This is a genomic window from Serratia sp. root2, from assembly GCF_031931805.1.
GTDB lineage: Bacteria > Pseudomonadota > Gammaproteobacteria > Enterobacterales > Enterobacteriaceae > Serratia > Serratia inhibens.
Genome location: NZ_JAUJXB010000001.1, coordinates 1,177,884 through 1,198,785 on the forward strand (window position 1 = coordinate 1,177,884; position 20,902 = coordinate 1,198,785).

Consider the following 20,902-nt stretch of genomic DNA (forward strand, 5'->3'; position numbering starts at 1 on the left):
TAATTAAATAAATATTCATTGTTTGAAGTTTAAGTCTTCTCCTATTTATTTTTGCCAAAAAAATAAAATAAGAAGGGCGTAGCCAGGAAATTATTTCCCTATGGGAATTTCTCTCTTTACCAAAAAACGATCTGGCTTTAGGGGAAACTTTCCCGGTATCTTCCCGCCAGTTCTGGCGGGGATAACGAAGGTCAACTTCTGCGAGTGGCTAAAGAGTCTTGCGGTAATTTTCCTTCAGGATGTCGACCAGTGCCATAAAGGCCGGCGAACCGTGGCGGCGATGAGGATAATAAAGATGATACCCCTGAAAATACGGGCACCATTCAGAGAGAATTTCTGTCAGTTGCCCGCTCTGGAGATAAGGGGCGACCAAGTAATCGGGTAGGTAAGCAATGCCGATACCCGCCAGCACGGCGTCCAACTGATGCAGGGTGCTGTTTGCCGTGAATTGCCCCTTAACTTTTACGCTGAACTGACGTTTGCCTTTTTCAAATTCCCAGGCATAAACGCCGCTGGTGATTGAATGGCGGATATTAATGCAGTTATGCCGGATAAGATCGTTAGGGCTTTGCGGGGCGGCATATTGCTGGAAATAAACGGGTGTAGCCACCACGCATAATCGCCAGTCCCGGCTGATCCTTACCGCCACCATGTCCTTGTCAATAGACTCGCCCAGGCGTATACCCGCATCAAAGCGCTCCTGGACGATATTGGTAAAGCCGTAATCGATACCGATTTCAATATTAATCTCAGGGTATTTCTTTAGAAAATCTGCCAGCACAGGTCGAATAAGGTACTGAACGGAATCATCGGCACCGGTGAGGCGAATCGTCCCGGTCGGTGTGTTCCTCATCGCCCCCAACTTTTCCAATTCATCGTTTATCTGCTCGAATAAGGGCCCCAGGTTACGCATAAGCATTTCGCCTTCTTCGGTGGGGGCCACGCTGCGGGTGGTTCGGGTCAGCAAGCGATACCCCAGTTTTGCCTCCAGCGTTTTAATCGTGTGGCTCAGGGCCGAAGGGGTAACGCCAATCTCCGCCGCCGCTTTGGTAAAGCTCTGCAATCTGGCAATGCACAGAAACGCCTTTAGATCATCCACTTTGCTTCTCCTCTGGGGCTGGGTTCAGGCGTTGATTGGGCGGGTGCCTGAGTGTGTATCATCTTACCCAAATGCAGGATGAGGGAAAACCATTGATGAATTTTTCTCACAAAAGCGTAAAGATTTTTGGCATTAATTGTTCTAATCATTGTTGCTATATTGACTGCGTCGACAGGCCCTTTACATAAGCTTGAAATGAGGCGTTTAAATAAATGACCTGCGTTCAGGTTTGAGTTTTTATTTCCCGATTTATTTAAACCAACACCGAAGAAATTAACTTCACTATTTCAATCGAGAGTAATCAGATGAAGAAAATAGCTTTATCACTGGCCCTGCTGGTCAGTTCATTCACCTCTATGGCAGCCGATATGTCTAACGGCGCAAATAATTTTTACCGGAGCGATAGAGTAACGACGCAAAAGGTCACCTTTAACAATCAATTCAAAATGAAGATTGCAGGGAACCTTTACATGCCCAAAAATCGGAAGCAGGGCGCCCACTATCCTGCCATAGTCATTGGCCACCCGATGGGGGCGGTGAAGGAACAGAGTTCGAACCTTTATGCGCAGAAACTCGCTGAACAAGGGTTTGTCACGCTGGCTATCGATCAGTCCTTTTGGGGGGAAAGTGACGGGCAACCCCGCAACGTCGTTGCGCCAGACCTTTACGCAGAGGCGTTCAGCGCAGCCGTTGACTATCTGAGAACCCAACCCGGGGTAGACAAAGAGCAGATTGGCGTGCTGGGCATTTGCGGTAGCGGCAGCTTCGTCATCAGCGCCGCGAAAATCGACTCACGCATTAAAGCCGTTGCGACGGTCAGTATGTATGATATGGGCGCGGCAGCGCGCAATGGGCTCAAGCATTCGCAAACGCTGGAGCAGAGAAAGCAGATGATCGCCGCGGCATCCGAACAACGTGATGTGGAGTTCGCGGGCGGAAAAACCGAATACGTCAGTGGTACCGTGCATGAATTGACAGCGGACACCCCAGCTATCCAGCGCGAGTTCTATGACTATTACCGGACGCCGCGTGGCGAATTCACCCCTAAAGGTTCGTCGCCGGCGCTGACTACTCACCCAACGCTGACCAGCGTCGTCAAGTTCCTGAACTTCTATCCGTTCAACGACATTGAGACGATCTCTCCTCGCCCGATGCTGTTCATCACGGGTTCTGAAGCTCATTCGCGTGAGTTCAGCGAAGAGGCCTATAAACTGGCCGGCCAGCCTAAAGAATTGGTCATCGTACCAGGTGCCGGCCATGTGGATCTCTACGACCGAACCGACCTGATCCCGTTCGCCAAGCTGGCTTCCTTCTTCCACGGCAATCTGAAGTAAGCGTTTCGTCTGCGCAATATATAAGGCCGCACACACCAATGCGGCCTTCAACCTGAGTTTATTTCACGGGTAACAGCGTGGAGAAGACGTCGACTAAAAGGACAGGCCATGGAAAAAATCTCTGTGCGGATTGCACTGCTCTTTATGCTGTCGACAGTCGGCACACTACAAGCGGCTCAGGTCAGCTCCGATAACCAAAAGGAGGCTGCGACCAGGCAGGTAAAAATGCATGATATTCGATTAGTCATAGGTTCCACCTCTCTGACGGCAACGCTTGAGGATAATCCGACGGCGCGGAGTTTCGTCAAGCTGCTGCCACTCACCTTAACGCTGAAAGACTACGGTGATGCGGAGAAAATCAGTGGCTCGCTGCCACATCGCCTTTCGCAAGACGCGGCCCCCGAGTCTGATGCCGGCGCCACCGGGGATATTGCTTATTATGCCCCGTGGGGAAACATTGCTTTTTACCGAGGTCCGGGACCTGAAGCCGCAGGGGTTATCAAAATTGGCAAAATCACTTCAGGCATCGAGGCCCTTAACCGACCGGGGATCATGCACGTAACAATCTCCCTTGGGAATTGAATCTGATGTGTATTTGACTGCGTTCATTCATCTTCATTGCCCATAATATGCCCCTGGCGTTTAACGGGGATATTTTCATTTCGGAGTAACCCATGACCACCTCAACCCGATCCTCGTCAAGAAGCTCTCTGGCGAGTGCTGTCGGTTCCATGGCGTTGTGCGTAGCACTACTGATCGCCTCAGAGTTTATGCCTGTCAGCCTGCTGACGCCTATCGCCGGCGATTTGCATGCCACACAGGGCATGGCCGGGCAGGCAATTTCCATCTCAGGTTTGTTCGCAGTGTTGGCCAGCTTGTTTATCGGCCCGATAGCAGGCCGCTTTGATCGCCGTTATGTATTGATGAGCATGACGGTGCTTATGCTGCTGTCACTGATTCTGATCGCTCTGGCACCCAGCTTTTCCTTGTTAATGGTCGCCCGCGCACTGCTGGGTTTGGCCGTGGGCGGTTTCTGGTCGTTGGCTACCGCCACGGTGATCCGCCTGGTTCCTGCGCACCGGGTGCCCAAAGCGCTTGGCACCATTTACATGGGTAACGCGGTTGCCACCGCCTTCGCGGCACCGATTGGCGCCTATTTGGGTGGGCTCGTCGGATGGCGTTGGGTGTTTGCGGGCCTGGTTCCTCTGGTTTTGATCAACCTCGTCTGGCAGGCGAAAAGCCTGCCGTCGATGCCGCCGCAGGCCACCATCCCGGTCACACGTCTGTTCGGTTTGCTCAAACGCCGCTATGTCGCCATAGGTATGCTTGCGGTCATGCTGACCTTTGCCGGAGCCTTTGCCGCATTCACCTATTTCCGCCCCTTTCTGGAAGGCGCGACCGGTGTCGACTCAAACAAACTCTCCTTGCTGTTGTTGGGCTTGGGGGGCGCAGGTTTTGTCGGCACGCATTTCGCCAGCGCCATGCTGCAGCGCAATCATCTGTATCGGCTGCTGGTTTGGTTGCCGGTCTGCCTGGCGGTGGTGACTCTCGGCATGGTCGGTGCGGGCCATGTATTGGCAGGCGTCGCGGTGATGATGGTCGGATGGGGCATGTTGAACGCGGCCATTCCGGTGTGCTGGTCGACCTGGCTTGCCAGAGAGATTAATGACGAACCGGAGAGCGGCGGTGGCCTGATGGTGGCGTCCATTCAGTTAGCCATCATGCTGGGCGGGGCGTTCGGCGGGCACTTGCTGGACTCCATTGGCGTGGACGCCCCCTTGATCGGCGGTGCAGTTTTACTGATGCTGGCGGCATGGGTGATAGGAGACGGACACCGCCTGCAACGGCCAGAGCAGGGGTCTTGATTGGTACTATTGAATTTATGGCTTCCTCTGATATAGTTGTAATATACAACCATATCAGAGAGCCTATTATGCCAATCGCCGAAAGCCGCCTGTATTTACACCCCATCAGGGATGCCTCACGCCACCTGGTGCGTGAGCTGGGTTTTATGGGCAACACCCTGGCGGGGACTGACTTGCCGCCTTCCGCCGTGCATGCGTTGATCGAAATAGGCGATCGGCAGGTTGATACCGCCGCGCAGCTGTGTGCGGTGCTCAATCTGGAAAAATCCAGCGTCAGTCGTATGCTGAACAAGTTAATCAAGGCGGGAGAACTGGCTACGCAACCCAGCGAGCGTGACGCGCGAGAGAAAATTCTGCGGCTGACGGAACAAGGGCGGCAAACCTTGGCGGGGATTAATCGTTTTGCCGAACGGCAGGTGCTGAATGCGCTGGACACTCTGCCGGCGACGGCCAGCGCCGGCATTGCCGCCGGTTTGCAAACCTATGCTGACGCATTGCGCGCTCACCGGGCCGGTGAGACAGCGCCGGTACCGGAGACAGAGATTGTCAGCGGCTACCGACCTGGTTTTGTCGCCAGAACGCTGGAAATGCATATGCAGTATTATTCGCGGGCGGTGGGATTCGGTGCCTTTTTTGAATCTAAAGTGGGTATGGCGCTGGCCGATCTCGCCGGGCGCCTGTCTCACCCGCTGAACGAAACCTGGTCCGCACTCAGCAGCGGCCGAATTGTCGGCTCTGTTTCCATCGACGGCGAATCACTGGGCGATAACCGCGCTCATCTGCGCGCCTTTATCATTGACGACAGCCTGCGCGGCAGCGGTGTGGGCCGGAAATTGCTGAACCGGGCGGTAGCTTTTTGCGATAAACGCGGGTTCCGTGAAACGCACCTGTGGACGTTCAAAGGGTTGGATGCGGCCCGGCATCTGTATGAAAGCGTCGGCTTTGTCCTTGCAGAAGAGCAGCCGGGCGAGCAGTGGGGCCAACCGATGACCGAACAATTATTTATTCGTCCGCAGGGCTGAGCGCTTCAGCGCGGTGAGTTTCCCCCCAGGCACACATCATATCTATGACCGGGATCAGCGTGCGGCCTCGCTCCGAGAGGCTGTATTCGACCTTGGGCGGGATCTGCGGGTATTCCTTTCTGACGACGATGCCGTCTCTTTCCAGCTCCTTTAACGTCGAACTTAGCGTTTTATAAGAGATGGTGCCGATGCAGCGCTGCAATTCATTGAAGCGTAATACCGGCTTATATTGCGCCAGCCAGTACATGATAATCATTTTGTATTTCCCGCTGATCACCGACAGCGTATAGCCATATCCGGTCTGTTCCAGGTCGATGCCCGTTGGGCTGCAGATATCTTCAACGTTCATTTGATACTTTCCTAAAGGTTAGTATATGTAGTCAGTGTGCGTATTTTACATTAAGAAAGCATAGCATATGATGCCCCGGTGAACTCATTGAAAGGGGAAGTCTGAATGAAAACGCTGGTGGTAGTCGCGCATCCCGATATCGAAAACTCGATGATAAATAAAACCTGGCTGAATGAACTGAGGAAATATCCCGATCTTTATACTATTCATGAGTTGTATAAAGTCTATCCAGACTGGCGATTCGATGTCGAAAAAGAGCAGCAACTGATTGAGCAACATGAAAAAATCGTGCTGCAGTTTCCGGTATTCTGGTTCAGTTCGCCGCCGCTCCTGAAGAAGTGGCTGGATGATGTGCTGACCTATGGCTGGGCCTATGGTTCGAGCAGTGGTTATAAGATGAAAGATCGCAAGATTGCGCTGGCCGTCACGGCGGGGATTAGCGAGAAGGGTTACTCGCAGGAGGGCAGATATAAGTACTCCCTGGATGAAATTTTGCGGCCTTTTGAAATCACGATTAACTATGTGCGGGCAAAATACGGTTCATTCCATGCGTTCTACGGCAAGGAAAATACCCCGGACGCCGAAGTTGAACCCTTAAATCATCATGATATTGAACGCAGCGCGTCAGAGTATCGAACCTTTATCGCCAATCTGAACTAGCCCTGCACCGCGCGCGCCGTATTAAATGACGCGCGCGGTAGAGTTATTGATTATCGCTGCTATGCACAGTGAACCCCGAACGACCTGGCGCGATATGCTCTTTCAGGGACAGCTCGGGGATATGGTATTCCCCGGCATTTTGCCGCCGGAACGGAATAGGCGGGGTATCCTGCAGGTTGTCCAAACGTTGCCCGAGTGCCTCGCAGGCTGCGGCAAACCGCACTGGGTCTATCTTGTCGGTTCGATAGAGCACGAACGGCGGCAGGACGTCAAAACCGGGATAATGCAAAATCCCATGCTGGATCGGGAATAAAATGTCATCCATAGGTCCGTTGATCCCGCGCGGGCCGTAATGCGTTTCCCAACCACCGGCGGTGACCATCAGCATGGCGCGTTTTCCGGCCAGCGTACCCTCACCATAGCGATCGCCCCAGTGGGTATCGGAATGTTCCCCCACGCCATAGGCAAAACCGTAGGCGTACACCCGTTCCACCCAGCCTTTGAGGATCGCCGGCATCGAGAACCACCACAGCGGGAATTGCAGGATCACCGTATCAGCCCACAGCAGCTTTTGCTGTTCGCGTTCAATGTCTTTGCTTTGCAGCCCATCGGCAAATGCACGTTGGGAATCGCGTGCAGGATCGAACCGCTCGCCCGTTTGTGTTGCCGTGCTGTCATCCGCGTCGAGCACGGCTTTCCACTGCATGGCGTAAAGGTCGGATACCTGAACGCTATGCCCGGCATCTTCCAGCCGCTTGATTGAAAAATCCCTCAGCGAACCGTTCAGTGACTGCGGTTCTGGGTGTGCGTAAACGAGAAGAACATTCATGGTAGACCTCCGTTGCAAGATAAAAGCAGGGTAGGTTTTTGTCAGGTATAGTAGAAATGAATTTCCAATATTCCAGGTATTACCATGACTAATCTCAGACGACTGGACCTCAATTTGCTGGTGACGCTGGATGCCTTGCTCGCCGAACATAATGTGACGCGAGCGGCGGAGCGCCTTAATTTCTCGCAGCCCTCGGTTAGCGTGCATCTCGCCAAGCTGAGGGATATTTTTGGCGACCCGCTGTTGCTGCCGGGGCCACGAGGCATGCGGCCTACCGCACGGGCCGAGGCGCTGCGCGAACCTTTGCGGCAAGCGCTTGAGGCGCTGGAGCAAGCCGTGGCGCCCGCCAGTCCTTTTGATCCCGCCAGTGCCGGCAATACCTGGCGGGTGGCCGCCTCCGACTATGGTGAGTCGACCATCGTCTTACCCGCCTTGATTGGCCTGCGTTCTTTGGCTCCGGGCACCCGCTTGGCGGTGTTCGAAGCCGTGCCCGCTCGCCTCGCCCGGCAGGCGGAGCAAGGGGAAATTGATCTTGCTTTTCATACTCATGAAGGGGCGCCAGAGAATCTGCGGCGGCGCACCCTGTTTAGCGAACGTTACGTCCTGGCAGGCCGCGCCGGTCATCCTCAACTGGCGGTAACCCCTACGCTGGAACAGTTCTGCCGGCTGGAGCACGTGGTAGTATCGCCGGACGGCGGGGGATTTTTCGGCAATACGGACAGCGTATTATCAGAGGCCGGCCTGCAGCGCCGGGTGGTGCTCTCGGTTCCCCATTTCCTGTTTATCATGTCTGTTCTGGCCAGCTCCGATCTGGTGGCTATGCTGCCTTGGCGGCTGGTGCGCAATAACCGGGCGCTACAGGTGGTTGAAGCACCCATCGAGGTCCCCGGATTCGAAATGGCCATGCTGTGGCATGAACGGTCGCACCGCGATCCGGCGCATCAATGGCTGCGTGAGCATATCGTCGCGGCAGTGAGCTAATGGATGCCAGCCAGCTTCTGGGATAATTCACTAAATCTAACTTTGAATATCAATAGCGCGTTGATATCAAAAAATAGCAGTGGCTACATAAAGCAAACAGATATGCCGCCACTGCTCTTTATCAAGCATGGTGTTTATTTGCTGATAGTTTGTTGCAGGGCAAGAATGGACGAGGTTACGCCCGCGTCCACCGACATGGTTAAATCTTCCATTTCAAGTGATACCCAGTCGTTGTAACCCATCATGCGCACGACGGAGAAGAACTCTTTCCACCATTGCAGATCCTGCCCACAACCGACGGCTACGTAGTTCCAGGCCCGGTTGGCAACATCTTCCACCGGCTTGGTTTCCAGTAACCCGTTAACACCAACCAGTCCACGTTCCAGCCTGACATCCTTACCATGCACGTGATGGATGGCAGGGCCGAGGGCACGCGCCGCCGCGATGGGATCCGCCCCCATCCAGATCAGGTGACTGGGGTCGAGGTTCAGACCCACCATCGGGCCGACGGCATCACGTAGCCGGAACAGCGTTTCTGGGTTCCAGACCAGCATTGAGCTGAAGTTCTCCAACGCAAATCGTTCGACACCGCTTTCCTTTGCCCGGCGTACAAGCCCTTGCCAATAGGGGATAGCCACCTCATTCCATTGGTAATCCAGGCAGTTTTTCAGCGTAGGTGGCCAACTGACGGTATAAGTGATCCAATTCGGGATCGTATCATGAGGACTCGCCGGCGGCAGACCGCTCATCATAACAATCTTTTTTACGCCCAGCAGACCGGCAAGTTCCAGCGCTTTATCGGTGTCGCTTTTATGACGCTGCCCCAGTTCGCCAGGGTCGAGGGGATTGCCGGAAACATTAAGTGCAGCAATCTCCATGCCGCGACTGGCCAATGCCTGGAGCAGATACTGGCGTTTGGTAGGGTTGGTCAACAGTTCGTCGGTCTGCATATGCGGGGCGGAAGACCATCCCCCGGTAGTCATCTCGACACCGTGCACACCCAGCTCCAGCAACCTGTCCAGCATTTGCTCAAAGGGCAGATGGCCAAGGCTGTCGGTACAGAATGAAAGTCTCATGGTTATTTCCTTATTCGTAGTTAACCCAGGTGGCGCCGTTATCGGCAGAACGAACACAGTTTTCAATCCAACGCACGCCTTCCAGCCCGGCGTTGATGTTCGGATAGATCAGCGAATCCAGCGTTTGCCGGTCGCCACGCTGGCTGGCGCTGATGGCGATAGCGAATTTGAGGTAGATGTTGGCCCAGGATTCTGCCAGACCCTCGGTATGAAGAGCGCCGAGTCTTTCATCAGCCAGCGCGCTTTCATCCAGATACGGCATGCCATGATGCAGCGTTTGGTTGGGTTGCCCCTGGACCTCGTATTTCAATTCGCCGGGGTTGTAATCGCTCCATTCCAGGCTGGCCCGCGACCCCACGATGCGAATGCTTTGGCTGTCCATTGAACCTGCATTGATAGACGATGCCCACATGCGGCCGACGGCTCCGTTTTCATAATGCATAAGCACCATGGCATTATCTTCAAGAGGGGCGCGGGAGGGGATGAAACTCTGCCGATCACATAACAGGGATTTGATTTTCATCTCGGGCAAAACCAGTTGCGAAATGTAAAAGGTGTGGGTGGAAATATCGCCCAGCACAAAAGATGGGCCGGCAATTTTGGGGTCAATACGCCATTTCTGCGCGTCGCTGAACTTGTCCGCACTTTCGTTCGAGCTGAAACCATGGGTGTACTGCAGCTCAACCATGCGCACGTCGCCAATGTCGCCTTTGGCGATCATTGCCCGCATCTGCATCAGCAAAGGGTGGCCGGAGAACCCGTAGGTAACCCCGACGATGAGTCCTTTTTCTTCCGCCAACGCTTTGATTTCTTTCGCTTCCACAGTGGTGAAGAACAATGGTTTTTCACAGATAACGTGGATGCCGGCATTCAGTGCCGCCCGGGCAATTTCATAATGGGTTCCATTGGGAGTTGCAATGGTCACTACCTCAATACCATCGATTCTTTTGGCTTCTTCTGTCAGCAGTTGCTGGTAGTTGTCATAACAGCGTTCGGAAGGCACACCCAGATTGATACCAAAATCACGCCCGCGTGCCGCGTCAATGTCGAAAGCGCAGGCAACAAGTTGATAGGCGGTGTTATCGCGTAGAGCGCCTGAACGATGCTTGTAACCGACCTGGCTGAGGCGGCCACCGCCGACCATGGCCCAACGCAAGGGGCGGGTAATACTTTTTTCACCGTTTAACATATTGATTCCTCAAATTATCATTACTGCACCCGGGTGCAGTTCGGGTTAAAAAACGGATGTTTGATGGTCTTTGGTACAGGAGTTATTTCTGACTAATCTGTGCGAATTTTTGGAAATTTTCTTTGGTGACGATCTCGTAAGGTACCCAGTTATACGCCTCTGTTTTTTCGTGATCCAACATAGCCCTTGTCACTTTCACAGCACCTGTCGCCTGGGCTTTGGCATCCTGGAAAATGGTGACGGCCATTTCACCATTCTTGATAAATTGCAGGCCGTCGGGCGTACCATCAATACCGGCAACCAGAACACCGGTCTTTTTGGCCTGCTTTAGCGCCATGATTGCGCCAATGGCCATTTCATCGTTATTGGCGGCAATAGCGTCAATAGGCAGGCCGTTTAATAACCAACCGGACACCACATCAACAGCCTCATTGCGCTGCCATTTTGCCGTTTGCTTTTCCACCACTTTCATTTCCTGGTATTTGGCGATAACAGCTTCCGCAGCCCGGGTTCTCTCGCGTGTTTCTTCGTTGGATAGGGCGCCCATAAGTATTGCCACATTGCCTCGGTAGTTCATTTTTTTCGCCAGCGCTTCCATCTGGAGGGTGCCGCTTAATGCAGCATCCGAACCCACGTAAGCCGTTGCGCCTTCCAGCTTCACTTCCGGTTTACGGTTTACAAATATCAAGGGAATATTGGCGCGTCTGGCGGCGACGATCATCGACTTAACGCCTTGTGTATCTACAGGGTTAAGAATGATGGCATCGACTCCTTGATTGATTAGGTCGTCGACTTGCTGCACCTGTAAAGCCACATCGCCTTTGGCATCAGAAAACTGTCCTTTCAGTTTCTGCGCTTCCAGCTCCTGGGCCATTTGAGTCCGTAATATCGAAATAAAATTTAAATCGAAATTAGCCAGAGCTACGCCGACCTGGTTGGTTTTTGCTTGAGCGGTACAAACCAACATCGAGCTCAATAACATCAACAGCAGTCTTGTTTTTTTCATCTTAGTATCCTGTAAGGGAAGGTTGTTGTTATGGCAAAGCACAGTGAATGGCGCAGTCGCGTTCTGTTTTTTACCCATTCCTGCACCCGGGTGCAATTAGGGGTAAAAAAAAGCTGCGAATATCTTAGAGCCATCCTGAACGGTGAGTTAAATTTCATACAGAGTCAAAATTTGGTCAATAGAGCAAAAGCGGAAAGGGCGCAGTTTGTCACAAAACCGTTACTTTTTGCACCCGATTGCAATTTCTATTTGCAATCGGGTGCAAAAATAAAAACAATCGAGAAAGCCATGCTCAAATGCAGGATGCACCTTTCAACCTTCGGATACAGGTATATGACAAAAACAGTGATAAAACGCCATAAAGCCACCGCCAGCGACGTTGCCCAAAAGGCGGGGGTATCGAAATGGACGGTATCGCGCGCTTTCATCCCCGGCGCTTCCATTTCGGAGCAGGCGCGTGAACGCGTATTGGCTGCGGCCTCAGAACTGGGCTATCGGCCCAATCTCCTGGCACGCAGTTTGTCTCAAAAAAAGACCCACATTATTGGGGTGGCAATTGATGAGTTGAAAAACCCGCATTCGATGATGATGCTCGATGTGGTGACGAAACAACTACAAGCCCGGGGGTATATGGCACTTTTGCTTAATATTACCGCTGGGGAGAACTACCGGGCGGCAATGTCCTTGGCCGACCAGTTGCAGGTAGATGGCATCTTGTTTCTGGGCACATCTCTGACGGAAGAATGGTCTGCGATCGCGAAAGACTTGCATCAGATCCCCTTGGTGCAAGTGTGCCGCAACACCGAAGGGAAACACATTGATATTGTTAACATTGACGGTTATCAGGCTGGTAGAGAGATCGCCAACCTGTTGATCGCTCAAGGGCATCAGCGATTTGGCTACATGAAAGGACCTGACACCCTAAGCAGCCATTTGCTGCGAATGGAAGGATATCGAGACACTCTGGTGGCTGCGGGTCTGCACCTGGATCAGGTATTAACCGCCGGACATTATGATCGGCAATGCAGCTTTCAGCTGATGACCGATTACATGCATTCAACCCCAATTAACGAGCAGGTCGATGCGCTATTTTGTGAAAACGATGTCCTCGCGTTGGGAGCTCTCGAAGCCTTAAGGCAAGGTCCGTTAACCGCAATCGCCGTAGTGGGTTTTGACGATATCGACGAGGCCAGCGCGCCAAGCTGGGCGTTGACCAGTTACAGCCAGCGGCTTGATCGTCTTATCGCGGAAGCGCTGAATCGCCTTATCGATGAACGCGTCACGCCAGAAGGTGAGTGGCGTCAGGGAGAATTGCGCATAAGGGCGTCACACCTGAAAAAAGGGCTTACGCCAAGCTAAGGGTGGCCATTCATCACAGCGAACCGAGGCGCAGATTCGTAATCAGCACTTTCCGACTTAAGGTCCGCGCACCGGCGCGGTATTCTGGCGATAGCCTTTCTTGCCGCCGGAACCTTTTCTATGAAACGCCATCTTCTGATACTGGTTGAACTTGCGCGCGAACATCATGCCCGGCTTGAACTGGCGGGTTTTACTGTCCATGCCGTCAGCTCGGTTGCGGAATGGATTGCGCAAAAACCAAGGGTCGATGTGCAGGCTGTGCTGACCAACGGTTCCATTGGGCTCAGTGCAGACGACATATCCGCGCTGCCGGCGCTTGAAATTATCTGTGCACTCGGTGCGGGCTACGAAAATATCGATCTCGCTACCGCGCAGGTGCGGGGTATTGTCGTGACGCATGGCCCCGGCACCAATGATGCTTCGGTTGCCGACCATGCGATAACGCTGCTGATGGCCATTGCCCGTGGGATCCCTCAGGCCGATGCAGCCGTTCGCCGGGGGGAATGGAAGCAAGCACGGCAACCGCGCCCGATGGTTTTCGGCAAAAAACTGGGGATCCTCGGCCTCGGAAACATCGGCATGCAGATTGCCCAGCGCGGGGCCAGGGGCTTTGAGATGCCCGTGGCTTACCACAACCGCCAGCCGCGTAACGATACGCCTTATGGCTATTGTACAAGCCCGGTTGCCCTGGCCGAATGGGCTGATTTTATGGTGATCGCAACCCCCGGCGGCAGGCAAACCAGCCACATTGTTAACGCGGAGGTGCTTGATGCTCTGGGTCCAAACGGCTTTCTGATCAACATTGCGCGTGGTAGCGTGGTGGATACACCGGCGCTTATCCGCGCCCTTCAACATCAACGTATCGCCGGTGCGGCTCTTGATGTGGTAGAGGGTGAACCCAATGTGCCGCCGGAACTTGCGCAGCTAACCAACGTTATTTTAACGCCGCATATCGCCGGGCGCTCTCCCGAAGCTATTGCTGCAACGGTCCAGTTGGTTATTGATAATCTGTGTGCACATTTCCTGGCCGAACCGCTGTTCACGCAGGTGATTTCAGGTGACAATGTCACTTAATGAGGGCCAGACGTGTTAATTTGCAGTATCTAAACGACCTATTTTGGCGAAATCTGCCGGCCCAAAATCGCTGAAAAAACAAAAGGTGAACGTGTTGAATACAAATATTTATGGTCAGCCAGTTGGCTTTTCCTTGCCTGAGTGGCAGCCGGTATCTCTCCCGGACCATAGCCCGCTTAACGGCCAATACTGTAATCTCTCGCCCCTTGAGATAAGCCACTGCGAGGGTCTATTCCATGCATTTTCTATGGCAGAGGATGACAGAGACTGGACCTGGCTTGCCGCCGAAAGGCCGGCCTGTCTAGAGGAAATGATGTCTTGGCTTAAGAATAAAATCGAAGACAGTAACCTTGTTTCATGGGTCGTGACGGACATAAAAAGTGCAGCCCCGGTTGGGGTTGTCTGCTTTAGCTGTATGGATACGGTTAACGGTGCGCTGGAAATAGGGCATGTTACTTGGTCACCGCTTATGCAAAGAACTGCCATGGGAACTGAGGCCATTTACTTGTTGCTGCATAACGCCTTTTCTCTGGGTTATCGCCGGGTTGTATGGCGTTGTGATTCACTGAATGAGGCTTCAAGGAAGGCAGCCGAGAGAATGGGGTTCATATTTGAAGGGAGATTTCGTCAAGCCATGACCCGTAAACAGCGTAACCGTGATACCGACTGGTTGTCTGTTATAGATACTGAATGGCCGGTCATTGAGAAGTCTCTAGTTGGCTGGCTTTCACCTGAAAATTTCACTGAAGACGGCGTACAGAAGCTGAGGCTTGAGACGTTTTTTCTAAGCAACAAGCCTTGAAGACGCGCCCTTAGACAGCACAATCCACATTCCGACTGGCTTTGAATGTTGGATTGAAAGTCATCGATAGTTATCTGGAGCTGTGCCATTTTGACTGACATGGTTTTAGTTAAAACCGGCAGGGTCTGGGACCTTACCGGTTGAAGAGGTTATTGCACAAAATAAAGGTTTTATTCACCTGTTTTATGATCATGTTCTTTTAAGCCAGGATGCTTAGGCTTATTTTCTGGCGTTACTCGTTGTCGTTTATCTTCTTTTCCGGTCGATTTAGCTATCGGTTTTGGCCCAGGTTTGATTCCCATAACATCTCCGTTACACATAAATGCCTAAAGAGGAGGGTGATAGCTTCGCTGAGACTATCAAAAAGGTAATGGGGGTAACCTAAAGCTAATTCAATTAGTATTTTGGCTGAACATTGAAGTTCGTCACATTATCGGAATATTGTTACAAATTAATGGGGCTAATCTACGTATGGGTTCTTATACCTACCCGAAGTTGAAATGTCACCCTTAGTTACTACGTTCAAATGTCGTGTTCTAAATCTAAAGTAAGCCTAAATGATCGGCACACAATGTTCTATGCTGTATAATCGCATATGCTGCTAAAGTGGCCTTGTTGGTTAACGGATTACAGCACCATTTGGGGTGAAAAATAATTAGGTGCCAGAGTATGGTGTTGGATGGAATAGAAGATCTGATGATCGTATCAGTTATTAGGAAAATATGGAAGCTATCTATATGTGAACAACCGTAGCCTCTGAGAGGCTACGGATTCATTTATAAGAGTTGGGTGAAGGGCATGAACTGAGCTCGTTACCTTAGCATGAGTTAAGAAAAATTTCCTTTTAAAGGTGAAGCAATGAAATGTGCATTAATTTATGACTTTGATGGGACATTAGCGGAAGGTGATTGTGCTCAACATGGGTTAATGCCTGCATTGGGCATTGATGATGTTGCCGATTTCTGGAGTTTAGTGAAGCAGCGAGCAAAGAATGATGACGGGGATGAAATACTGTCTTATTTAGGACTTCTTGCAGAGAAAGCAAATTCTATTAATTCAGATGAACTAAGCTCAAGCAATCTCATTAAGCATGGAGCAGCTATACCTTTATTTCCCGGAGTTGAAGATTGGTTCAAGAGAATCAATTCTTACGCTAAGCAGCATGGCTTGGAACTATACCATTATATAATTTCGAGCGGCTTGGATGCAATGATCAGAGGAACATCAATAGGTAATGAGTTTCGAAAAATCTATGCTTGCAAATATCATTACTCTGCAGATGGGAATAGAGCCACTTGGCCAGGGCAAGCAATAAATTACACTACAAAAACTCAATTTTTATTTAGAATAAACAAAGGGATTGATAATTCGTGGGACAACTCTGCTGTAAATAAATTCATTGAACCAGCATTACGCGAAATGCTTTGTATGATGAAGGCAGTCAACTGGATGTAACCGTTAAAGGTTTATTGCAGTTATTCAAACGGAAAAGCTAATCTTAACAAGAATAGATGGTGGATATATGAAAAAAACAATCATGTTGTTAGGGTTGGTTTTTTGCAACCAGCTCCAAGCAGCCCCGACTGCTGATTTTACGGCAAGTAAGATATGTAAGGCAGCTATAAGTACAATCATGGGTCGTGATCCAAAAATCATTAAAGTAAAAATGCTTAAATCCGGTGATTTTGAACTTAGTTATAAACGACCTACAGATGGTTCGCTATGGGGTTTCGGTTGCAAGTTGACAGGCGATAATCAAATAATGTGGCGTTCTGGAGCAGAGCCGAATAATCGGAATTACATAGGACGCTGGCGTACGGACCCGGCAGATGGTGAAATAACGTATTCGCTCACCGCTGATAAGTTAACTATTAATGATTCAATGGGTAGCAGCAAGAGTTTTTCTAAAACGGATCTTTAAGAAAAGCAGAATCTTAGCGTTCGCCAGTTCAAAAATTGGTTGTTGAGTATGATTTTACCGGTAAATATTGACGCATTCTGTAAGGCAGAGAATGCCAATCTTTCTCAGATTTCACGTAGCGCGATCAAAAAGAAGAGGGCAAATGACGCATTCTGCGGCCGCGAAGATCATCACCTTATACGAACAGCATGCTGAAACCTGGAAAAGGTTGCGGACAACCGATCTGTTTGAACGGCCATGGCTGGACAGATTCCTGAACCTGGTACCGGCAAATGCAAGGCTCCTGGATATCGGTTGTGGTAATGGAACGCCGATCGCTGAATATTTCATTCGACAAGGTTTTGCCGTGCTGGGAATTGATAGCTCAGGATCGATGATCGACTCATGCTTGAAGACATTTCCGCATCAGCAGTGGCGAGTGATAGATATGCGAGAATTGGCACTGGATGAAACCTTTGGTGGGCTGATTGCCTGGGACAGTTTTTTTCATCTTACTCGTAATGACCAACGTCAGATGTTCAAAGTCTTCCGCAAGCATGCTGGCAGCAAAGCAGCATTGATGTTTACCAGTGGCACAAGTGATGGCGAAGCGATTGGCACATTTGAAGGTGAGCCATTATATCATTCAAGCCTGGCGCCGGCAGAGTATCGGCAGTTGCTGCATGAAAATGGCTTTCGCGTTGTGAAGATGGTTTTCGAAGATCCTGAATGCGGTGGACGAACAGTATGGCTAGCGCAAAGCACGATCTGAAGCAGGATGTGGATAAGGTCATGATAAAGGCCAAAACCTCAGAATCTACGTATCCTTATCTAGGTGCGCATAATGTATATTATGTTAAATAGCATGCATGAGTTCATTGTTCATGATTGTCTTCCCCATCACGATAGATCAGACAAGTAGATTTTTGTTCATGTGCGTTATGTTCTCAGGGCTAACTCGTGTGCCTGGTCACAGTCGCCAGTGAATACTAATAGATGTGCCGACCTGTTTGTCCCTTCTCTATCCATGGCGACTCTACCTGCACACAGTTTTTCGAAAATGAAACGGTTTGATGAATAGCCACTCAGGATCGCTGGTATCGAACGTCCAACTTGCTTGGATTAAAACCCCTGCTTTTTTTGATCGCGCTACGTGAAATATGAAAGCATTCGGCTCTTTTGCTACCCACAGATTTGCTCAAAACGCACCAAAAAACGGCCTGTTTTGTGCGTGGCATGTTCATGGCGGCCGTTTCGCGTAAACGTTGCCGCCATGTCGTGTCGTCAAACCGGCTTTAGCTCATCGAGTTCAAAGTAACCGTTATAACCTTTCAGGTAGATTGCCGCACGATGTTGGAACAGCAACAAAGCCTCGGTTCGGGTTTCCGCTTCTGCGTTCAAAATAGTGGAATGCACCCTTTGCCCGATCGTGAACCGGCTATTCCATTGAGCAATTTTCTCGGCAGGCGCCAGCGTAGTAGCGCTGTGTTTAACCCTGTCAATCGCATCGGCGACTTCCTTGATGGCGTCATTTCCGTGACGTTGTAACCTAATTGCCTGCAACTCGTCTTCTGTCGTTTCTGCTTTGATTTTTTCGACCAGGCCACTGACCACTTCGCTGTGGCCCAGCTCGGTAAATTCAGGTGTACCCAGGCTCATCAGATATTGAATGCTTGCGGTCCAGCGCACCGGGCTGGCGATTTGTTGCGCCAGGCAGGTTAACAGCGTGTCATCTTCATAGGGCCGTGCCGTTGTATTGGCAATGACAGGGATCTTCAATGCTGAGAACTGAAAATTTTGCAGGTAACTTTCAAATTTATCCATTGAGTCCCGCATCAACCTGGAATGAAAAGCACCGCTGGTATTCAGAGGAACACACCGCATTCCGCTCTGCTCAAATTCAGTTAACGCTTTTGTGACATCGTCACGCCGACCGGAAATTACAATCTGCGAGGGAGTATTAAAGTTTGCTAAATCAATGGTATCCAGTTTTCTCTCAGTCAAGAATGCCCGCAGTTTCGCTTCACTTACCCCGAGCACCGCAGCCATGCCGCCGCCCGCCGCCTGCGCCATTAATTCGCCGCGTTTCTTCACCAGCTTCAAGCCGGTGGCGAAATCAAAGCACTCTGCGGCCAGCAACGCATTGAACTCCCCCAGGCTATGCCCTAAAACAAAATCCGGTTGGATACCGGTCTCTTGCCGTTTCTTGTAATAAGACAATGCATTAACTACATAAATGGCAGGCTGAGTGTATTGGGTCTTATTAAGCTCGCCATCAGGGTCATCAAGACAAAGGCGCTCGATAGAATAGCCTAATATATCGTCGGCAATACGGGTTAAATTAGGGAACTGACTGAACAGTTCTCGCCCCATTCCTGGCTGCTGGGAGCCCTGTCCCGGGAACATATAAACTCGAATTGGCATAGTCGTACACTCCTTCTCATTGAATCTTTTAGCCACCACCCCTGTTACGCCTTCACCTGCGATAACAGAGTTTCAAGCGATGTCATCCCGTCACTGAACGGGTTTAAGACATAACCGTGTCGACCGGTAAAATCCTGCGAATACTTTAAAAAGTTGGACAAGCTGCCAGTGGCGGAGGCATCAATAAAAAAGTGGTCGCTCATGGTGGAAAATACTGAATCGACCAGGGTGGAAAACTCGACCTTGTCTCGGATGACTTGCCATAAATAACCCTGGGCATCAGCTTGTTGCATCGCGCCGACGGGACGCCCCAGTACCGAGGAATAAACGGGCATCGTTGGCGCGAAACATGGCGTTTTATCCAGTAATTTTTGGTATGAGGGTTTGATCGCATCGATCGAAGCTGAATGGAATGCATACCTGACCGGCAGCGACAAGGACAAAATATCTTGTTCCGTCAGCTTCTGTATCGCACTGGCGACAGCGCTCTGTTCGCCCGAGATGAAGAAGTTTTTGCCGAAATTAACACCGGCCAGCGTGCAGCGAGAAAAGACATCTGCGGTGCGATGAAAAATGTCCGGCGAAGCAAACACGACGGCCAATCCTCCTGCCGGCACATGTTGCTCCAGCAAATTCGCCTGTTCAACGACCAGCCGAAGCGCATCGTCCAGCCGGAGCATCCCGGCGACCACGGCGGCGATGTATTCCCCCAAACTGTGGCCGGCCACTGCGGCGGGTTGGATGCCCCTGGCTATCAACATCTGAGTCAGGCTGTACCCAAAGCAAAACAGCGCCGGGTGGGTATAGCGGATATCGTCAAACTCAGCTGCGGCATCACGTTCGCTATAGAGTTGTTCCAGCAGGTTCACCCCGCTGAGCATATAAACCTTGTGGCAAAGGCGATCCATCGTCTGGCGAAAATGGCCGTCGGAATGATAAAAAGCCCGCCCCATCTGATAGTACTGGCTCCCCTGGCCCGCGAACATAAAAACGAACTTGGGCGGCGTAGCCGGCGGAGAACCCTTGGGGTACGCCTGCCGCGTTGTGGCTTCTTGAGGTTGTGCAATCGGCATTGGCGCTTCGGTAATGCGTTGGTGCAGTTTCGTTAACACATCGCCGGGGCCCACTTCGGCAAAGTCATCACAGCCTTGCGCCAGCAACCAGGAGATAGACTCATACCAGCGAACCGGGCTGGATATTTGCCGGGTCAGCAGCGTCTGATAATCCGTGCCGGGATAAGCCCGGGCCGTAACATTTGACAGAACGGGAATCGATAAAGGCTGGAAAGTAAACTGCGTCAGGTAATCGGCGAACTCCCTTTCGATATCCGACATCAACCGTGAATGGAACGCCGCGCTGACATTTAATTGAACAAAGCGTGCGCCAGCCTCGAGAAAACGAGGCTCTAACGCCAGCACTTCATCATAAGCGCCGGATATGATGCATTGCTGAAGGGAGTTGATATTGGCGATGTCAACGTGCTGAAAACCGCTTTCGGCCAGGATGCGTTCAATATCAGCGACATTGATTTCCAGCACGGCGGCCATAGCCCCCTTGGGGGCAAGGCTCATCAGTTGCCCGCGCTTTTGCACCAGCTTAAGTCCGGTAATAAAGTCAAAAGCGCCGGCGGCAAACAGCGCGTTATATTCTCCCAGGCTGTGCCCGGCCAGGATATCCGGCGGCGCGGCGCCGCGCGCTTTGCGCTCCAGGTAGCTGAGTGCATTTACGGTATAGAGCGCCGGTTGGGTGTACTGTGTCTGGTTTAAAACGCGCTGCGGATCCTTGATGCAAAGTTCGGCAATGTCATACCCGAGAGCCTGACTGGCTTGCGTCACCAGCTCAGGAAATTGTTCGAAGAGGCCATAACCCATCGTGCGATACTGCGATCCCTGACCGGGAAAGGTATAGACTGTTTTCATAAATTCTGCGCCAT

21 protein-coding genes are annotated in these 20,902 nt (G+C 51.4%); 12 read left to right on the forward strand and 9 right to left on the reverse strand.

The window, feature by feature from the left end:
• Positions 1-208: 208 nt before the first annotated feature.
• A complete protein-coding gene (locus QZQ97_RS05490) occupies positions 209-1,099 on the reverse strand; it encodes a LysR family transcriptional regulator (protein WP_311992599.1) in 891 nt (296 codons plus the stop codon).
• 305 nt (positions 1,100-1,404) lie between these two features.
• Here QZQ97_RS05490 and QZQ97_RS05495 point away from each other — a divergent pair, with 305 nt between their 5' ends.
• From QZQ97_RS05495 to QZQ97_RS05510, 4 genes are all read left to right on the forward strand, one after another.
• Complete coding sequence (locus QZQ97_RS05495) at positions 1,405-2,433, forward strand: alpha/beta hydrolase (protein ID WP_311992600.1); 1,029 nt, start codon at positions 1,405-1,407, stop codon at positions 2,431-2,433.
• 108 nt (positions 2,434-2,541) lie between these two features.
• The gene (locus QZQ97_RS05500; RefSeq protein WP_311992601.1) at positions 2,542-3,015 is read left to right on the forward strand and encodes a cyclophilin-like fold protein; all 474 of its coding nucleotides are present in this window, start codon (positions 2,542-2,544) and stop codon (positions 3,013-3,015) included.
• Positions 3,016-3,107: 92 nt separating this feature from the next.
• Positions 3,108-4,298, forward strand: coding sequence for an MFS transporter (locus tag QZQ97_RS05505; RefSeq protein WP_311992602.1), 1,191 nt, complete (start codon positions 3,108-3,110; stop codon positions 4,296-4,298).
• Positions 4,299-4,366: 68 nt separating this feature from the next.
• Positions 4,367-5,320, forward strand: coding sequence for a bifunctional helix-turn-helix transcriptional regulator/GNAT family N-acetyltransferase (locus tag QZQ97_RS05510; RefSeq protein ID WP_311992603.1), 954 nt, complete (start codon positions 4,367-4,369; stop codon positions 5,318-5,320).
• Here QZQ97_RS05510 and QZQ97_RS05515 read toward each other — a convergent pair.
• Positions 5,301-5,669 carry a winged helix-turn-helix transcriptional regulator gene (locus tag QZQ97_RS05515; protein ID WP_311992604.1) on the reverse strand — a complete coding sequence of 123 codons (369 nt, stop codon included), beginning with the start codon at positions 5,667-5,669 and terminating at the stop codon, positions 5,301-5,303. The two genes, QZQ97_RS05510 and QZQ97_RS05515, sit on opposite strands and share 20 nt — an antisense overlap.
• A gap of 105 nt (positions 5,670-5,774) precedes the next feature.
• On the opposite strand from QZQ97_RS05515, the gene QZQ97_RS05520 reads away from it, so the two are divergent.
• On the forward strand, positions 5,775-6,329 hold the full coding sequence (locus QZQ97_RS05520; RefSeq protein WP_311992605.1) for an NAD(P)H-dependent oxidoreductase: 555 nt from the start codon (positions 5,775-5,777) through the stop codon (positions 6,327-6,329).
• 43 nt (positions 6,330-6,372) lie between these two features.
• Here the strand turns inward: QZQ97_RS05520 and QZQ97_RS05525 are convergent, their stop codons facing one another.
• Positions 6,373-7,158, reverse strand: a complete 786-nt coding sequence (locus QZQ97_RS05525) for an NAD(P)H-dependent oxidoreductase (RefSeq protein WP_311992606.1) — start codon at positions 7,156-7,158, stop codon at positions 6,373-6,375.
• A gap of 84 nt (positions 7,159-7,242) precedes the next feature.
• Between QZQ97_RS05525 and QZQ97_RS05530 the strand changes: the two genes are divergently transcribed.
• Positions 7,243-8,139 (forward strand): LysR family transcriptional regulator, encoded by an 897-nt coding sequence (locus QZQ97_RS05530; RefSeq protein WP_311992607.1) that lies wholly within the window; start codon positions 7,243-7,245, stop codon positions 8,137-8,139.
• A 134-nt stretch (positions 8,140-8,273) separates the two neighbouring features.
• Here QZQ97_RS05530 and QZQ97_RS05535 read toward each other — a convergent pair whose 3' ends face one another.
• From QZQ97_RS05535 to QZQ97_RS05545, 3 genes are all read right to left on the reverse strand, one after another.
• On the reverse strand, positions 8,274-9,215 hold the full coding sequence (locus QZQ97_RS05535) for a sugar phosphate isomerase/epimerase family protein (RefSeq protein ID WP_311992608.1): 942 nt from the start codon (positions 9,213-9,215) through the stop codon (positions 8,274-8,276).
• Between the two features lie 10 nt (positions 9,216-9,225).
• Positions 9,226-10,404 carry a Gfo/Idh/MocA family protein gene (locus QZQ97_RS05540; RefSeq protein WP_311992609.1) on the reverse strand — a complete coding sequence of 393 codons (1,179 nt, stop codon included), beginning with the start codon at positions 10,402-10,404 and terminating at the stop codon, positions 9,226-9,228.
• Between the two features lie 82 nt (positions 10,405-10,486).
• The gene (locus QZQ97_RS05545; RefSeq protein ID WP_311992610.1) at positions 10,487-11,410 is read right to left on the reverse strand and encodes a substrate-binding domain-containing protein; all 924 of its coding nucleotides are present in this window, start codon (positions 11,408-11,410) and stop codon (positions 10,487-10,489) included.
• A 345-nt stretch (positions 11,411-11,755) separates the two neighbouring features.
• Between QZQ97_RS05545 and QZQ97_RS05550 the strand changes: the two genes are divergently transcribed.
• The 3 genes from QZQ97_RS05550 to QZQ97_RS05560 all read left to right on the forward strand — a co-directional run bounded on the left by QZQ97_RS05550 (position 11,756) and on the right by QZQ97_RS05560 (position 14,645).
• Entirely contained in the window at positions 11,756-12,769 is a 1,014-nt protein-coding gene (locus QZQ97_RS05550) for a LacI family DNA-binding transcriptional regulator (protein ID WP_311993873.1), read from the forward strand.
• Positions 12,770-12,889: 120 nt separating this feature from the next.
• Complete coding sequence (locus QZQ97_RS05555; protein WP_311992611.1) at positions 12,890-13,843, forward strand: 2-hydroxyacid dehydrogenase; 954 nt, start codon at positions 12,890-12,892, stop codon at positions 13,841-13,843.
• A gap of 94 nt (positions 13,844-13,937) precedes the next feature.
• Positions 13,938-14,645 carry a GNAT family N-acetyltransferase gene (locus QZQ97_RS05560; RefSeq protein ID WP_311993874.1) on the forward strand — a complete coding sequence of 236 codons (708 nt, stop codon included), beginning with the start codon at positions 13,938-13,940 and terminating at the stop codon, positions 14,643-14,645.
• A gap of 170 nt (positions 14,646-14,815) precedes the next feature.
• On the opposite strand, the gene QZQ97_RS05565 is transcribed toward QZQ97_RS05560, so the two are convergent.
• Positions 14,816-14,947, reverse strand: a complete 132-nt coding sequence (locus QZQ97_RS05565; RefSeq protein ID WP_311992612.1) for a hypothetical protein — start codon at positions 14,945-14,947, stop codon at positions 14,816-14,818.
• Between the two features lie 556 nt (positions 14,948-15,503).
• Between QZQ97_RS05565 and QZQ97_RS05570 the strand changes: the two genes are divergently transcribed.
• The 3 genes from QZQ97_RS05570 to QZQ97_RS05580 all read left to right on the forward strand — a co-directional run bounded on the left by QZQ97_RS05570 (position 15,504) and on the right by QZQ97_RS05580 (position 17,317).
• Entirely contained in the window at positions 15,504-16,100 is a 597-nt protein-coding gene (locus QZQ97_RS05570; RefSeq protein ID WP_311992613.1) for a hypothetical protein, read from the forward strand.
• A gap of 67 nt (positions 16,101-16,167) precedes the next feature.
• The gene (locus QZQ97_RS05575) at positions 16,168-16,566 is read left to right on the forward strand and encodes a hypothetical protein (RefSeq protein WP_311992614.1); all 399 of its coding nucleotides are present in this window, start codon (positions 16,168-16,170) and stop codon (positions 16,564-16,566) included.
• Between the two features lie 142 nt (positions 16,567-16,708).
• Positions 16,709-17,317: a class I SAM-dependent DNA methyltransferase gene (locus tag QZQ97_RS05580; protein ID WP_311992615.1), complete on the forward strand. Its 609-nt coding sequence runs from the start codon at positions 16,709-16,711 to the stop codon at positions 17,315-17,317.
• A gap of 512 nt (positions 17,318-17,829) precedes the next feature.
• Here QZQ97_RS05580 and fabD (QZQ97_RS05585) read toward each other — a convergent pair.
• Positions 17,830-18,969, reverse strand: coding sequence for an ACP S-malonyltransferase (fabD, locus tag QZQ97_RS05585; RefSeq protein ID WP_311992616.1), 1,140 nt, complete (start codon positions 18,967-18,969; stop codon positions 17,830-17,832).
• Between the two features lie 44 nt (positions 18,970-19,013).
• Positions 19,014-20,888 (reverse strand): ACP S-malonyltransferase, encoded by a 1,875-nt coding sequence (gene fabD / locus QZQ97_RS05590; protein WP_311992617.1) that lies wholly within the window; start codon positions 20,886-20,888, stop codon positions 19,014-19,016.
• Positions 20,889-20,902 lie beyond the last annotated feature (14 nt).